The organism is Elstera sp. (assembly GCF_044372965.1).
GTDB lineage: Bacteria > Pseudomonadota > Alphaproteobacteria > Elsterales > Elsteraceae > Elstera.
Genome location: NZ_JBILQX010000259.1, coordinates 1 through 3737, shown reverse-complemented (window position 1 = coordinate 3737; position 3737 = coordinate 1). Strand labels below are relative to the sequence as shown.

Annotated in this window: 3 protein-coding genes; 1 reads left to right on the top strand and 2 read right to left on the bottom strand. The window is 62.9% G+C overall.

The window, feature by feature from the left end; genetic code table 11:
• Window positions 1-163: 163 nt before the first annotated feature.
• Together ACIQ36_RS19145 and ggt are read right to left on the bottom strand one after the other, a co-directional pair.
• A complete protein-coding gene (locus tag ACIQ36_RS19145; RefSeq protein WP_395832332.1) occupies window positions 164-667 on the bottom strand; it encodes a GAF domain-containing protein in 504 nt (167 codons plus the stop codon).
• A 3-nt stretch (window positions 668-670) separates the two neighbouring features.
• On the bottom strand, window positions 671-2428 hold the full coding sequence (gene ggt, locus ACIQ36_RS19140; protein WP_395832330.1) for a gamma-glutamyltransferase: 1758 nt from the start codon (window positions 2426-2428) through the stop codon (window positions 671-673).
• Window positions 2429-2551: 123 nt separating this feature from the next.
• Between ggt and ACIQ36_RS19135 the strand changes: the two genes are divergently transcribed.
• Window positions 2552-3319 carry a competence/damage-inducible protein A gene (locus ACIQ36_RS19135; RefSeq protein WP_395832328.1) on the top strand — a complete coding sequence of 256 codons (768 nt, stop codon included), beginning with the start codon at window positions 2552-2554 and terminating at the stop codon, window positions 3317-3319.
• Window positions 3320-3737: the final 418 nt, after the last annotated feature.

Genomic DNA, 3737 nt, shown 5'->3' with positions numbered 1-3737 from the left:
CCCAGACGCAGCGGGTGCCGGAACAGCAAGGCGCAACGGGGGCGCAGAATCCGACTGAAACGCCGATGCGGTCAGAAATGAGTGCGTTTCAAGCGAGCCCGACGTAACATCTCGTTTCTTGGGGTAGAAAAACAGGCACTTCCAAAAGAAGTGCCTGTTTTCATTAGAGTTTAGTGAAATCGCTGCCGTGCAAGAAGAGTTCGACCAGTTGCCCGCAGCCCGCTGCATCCGTGGGATCGAAGCGATCCGGCAGAGGGCTATCGAGATCAAGCACGCCTAAGGTGCGGTCGTTCCAGAGCAGCGGAATCACCAGTTCCGAGCGCGACGCGGCATCGCAGGCGATATGGCCGGGGAAGGCGTGAACATCCGCCACGATTTGGGTCTTACACTGTGCAACGGCGGTTCCGCAAACCCCGCGCCCAACCGGGATGCGCACGCAGGCGGGTTTTCCGTGGAACGGCCCCAGCACCAGTTCATCGGGTTGGCTTAGGAAGTAGAAACCCGCCCAATTCAAGTCCGGTAGCGTCCAATAGAGCAGGGCAGCGAGATTGGCGGCATTGGCGATGGGGTCGCGCTCGCCGTCGAGCAGCCCGCGGGCTTGCCGATGCAACTCGTCGTACACTTCGGTCTTGGGTAACTGCTGCAGGGTTTCATTCAAAGCGAACATTATTTAATTCCCTAAAGCTAAGCCTTCGCGGCGGGGGTCGGCCCCGCCGAGAAGCTTGCCGTCCTTCACCAAAATGGCAGCGAGCCCGCTGTTCATCTCGCCGACCGTGACCTTATACCCCATGGTCTCCAGAACGCTTTTGAGCCCAGCGGCCTGCGTGCCCTCTTCCAGCAGCGCATTGCCGTTGCGGTTGCCGAAATGACCGAGGGACACGGCGGCCTGCGGGTCCAACTCCCAATCGACCAAGCCGATAATGGTTTGCGCGACATATTGAATGATCGCGGCCCCGCCGGGGGAACCCACGACCATTTTCACCGCGCCTTGGGCATCGAACACAATCGTTGGGGCCATCGAGCTACGGGGGCGCTTGCCGGGCTCGACGCGGTTCGCCACCGGTTTGCCGTCGCGTTCTGGCACGAAGCTGAAGTCGGTCAGTTGGTTATTCAGCAAAAAGCCGCCCATCATCCGCCGCGCGCCGAACCCGTCTTCGATCGTGGTCGTCATCGACAGGGCATTGCCGTAGCTATCGACAATAGCAAGCTGGGTGGTGGAGGGAAACTCGGGCGTTTCGCCTACCGCCAGCGCGCCGCTGCTGCTGGGCGGCTGGCCTGCCGGGGCGGTGCCCTTATCGGCGTTCCAATCGATCCATTGGGCGCGCTGGCCGAGGTAGATCGGGTCCAGCATCCCCGTCACCGGCTGGCGCACGAAGGCGGGATCGGCGACATACAGATCGCGGTCGGCAAAGGCCAATCGGCCCGCCTGCATAAAGAGATGCGCCGATTGAATCCCGTTCGGGCCGAAGGATTTAAGGTCATAGCGCTCCAGAATCCCCAGCATTTGCGCCACGGCGAGCCCGCCGGAGGAGGGCGGGGCCATGCCGCAGACTTTTAGCGCGCGGTAGAGGCTACAGACGGGTTCGCGCTGGATGACCTTATAGGCAGCGAGATCGGCCATGCTGAGGCTGCCGGGGTTGGGTTCTTTGGCCACCGCCGCCACCAGGGCTTCGCCGAGTGACCCGCGATAGAAAGGCTCGATGCCCTGTTCGGCCAGAATTTTCAGCGTTGCGGCATAGTCGGGGTTCTGCAAAAGCTCCCCTTCCCAGCGCGGCTCGCCATAGGGGCGGTAGAAATAGGCGCGCGCCACCGGGTCGCGCATCAAATATTTCTCCGCCTGCAACAGTTTGGCAAGGCGCGGGGAGATGGTGAAGCCTTCTTCCGCCAAGGTGCGCGCCGGTTGGATCAGATCGGCCCACTTGGCCTTACCGTGGCGCTTGTGCAGCACGTCCAGCAGGCGCGGCACGCCGGGAACGCCCACCGAGCGCCCGCCGACAACGGCCTCGTAGAAGGGCAGGGGTTTGCCGTCGGCCCCCAGGAAAAGCTGCGGGGTGGCTTTTTCCGGCGCGGTTTCGCGGCCATCGTAGGAGGTGAGTTTTCCGCTGGCCTTATCGAAATAGAGCACGAAGGCGCCGCCGCCGATGCCCGACGATTGCGGTTCGACCAGATTGAGCGCCAGTTGTGCCGCAATCGCCGCATCGGCGGCGGTGCCGCCATCGGCCAGCACGGCAGCGCCGATGCGCGACGCGGTGGGGTTCGCGGTGACGATCATGAATTTCTCGGCCGTCACCAGCGCTTTTGCCGCCGTGCCGGTTGCGGCTTCTGGGGCTTTCTCGGGGGCTTGCGCGGCCAGCGGGAGCGGCAGAAGGGCAAAGCAGGATAAAGCGCCGGTTAAACAGGTCCGGCGGAGAAACCGCGATGTCGGCATAGATTTTTGCCCCTCTCAGCCCTAGATTCGTGACGACTGGCGTGAAACACCAGCGGATTAGGCTGAGCCTAGCCCCAGCCCTGTGTGTATGCAATCACAGGGTCGCGGCAGAGCGGAGGAATCATGAGCGTGGGTGAACAGAAACAGGTTACGGCAGCGGTCATGGTGATCGGTAACGAGATTCTCTCGGGCCGAACCCATGATACCAACTTGCATTATATCGCGGGCGTGCTCACCGAGCGCGGGATCGTGGTCGCGGAAGCTCGCGTCGTGCCCGATGACGAAGCGGTGATCATCGCCACGGTCAACGCGCTGCGCGCGCGGCATACGTATGTTTTCACCACCGGCGGCATCGGGCCGACCCACGACGATATTACCTCGGCCTGTATCGCGAAAGCCTTCGGCGTCGCCCTGCATCGGCATCCGGTGGCGGTGAAACTGCTCGAAGCGCACTACGAGCCGGGGCAACTTACCGAAGCGCGGTTGAAGATGACGGAAGTGCCGGTGGGCGCGAGCCTGATCGATAATCCGGTCTCCAAAGCTCCCGGCTTTCGCCTGGAAAACGTCTTCGTCATGGCGGGCGTGCCGCGCATCGCCAAAGCGATGATGGACGGCGTGCTGCCAACCCTGCTGGAAGGCCCGCCGATCCATGCGACGACGGTTTCCTGCACCCTGGGCGAGGGGGTGATTGCGGAAGGCTTGGGGGCGATCCAAGGGCAGTTTCCTGGCCTGTCGGTCGGCTCCTACCCCTATTTCCGCGCAGGGCAGATCGGCGTGAGTCTCGTGACGCGCGGCACCGACCGGGAAGCGGTTGATGCGGCCACAGCGGCGATCAAGGCGCTGGTGGAGCGCTTGGGCGGCGCGGCGCTGGTAGCGGAGGGGATGGGGTAGGGTCGGTTTGAATATCGGACCGGTCATCGCCTATGATGCGTGATGATTGATGCAATGGTGCGGGGCGAGAATACGGCGGCAAAAGCCCTTGCAGCGCAGCAGGGGCCAACTTTCGGGGAGGTGGTCTCCGATCTTGCCCGGCGCTCGCTCAATAGAGCGTCCCCAGCGGTCAGCGGAACAGTAGTCTCTTACTGACACCGAAGGCTGGGGCGCCTTTAGCGACGCTTGAGACCGTCAACGCGCTCCGCGATCAAGTCCCGTGACCGACCTGCTCGATGTGAATGTTCTGATTGCCTTGATCACCGTAAAAATGTGGGCCTTGGCGGTAAAGGGCGGCAAACCGTCCCCTGCACCTCATAAAGGGATGAGGCAGGTCCAGGACCGCCCCCGGTCCTGGTGGGGTGCGGGGCGCAGCCCC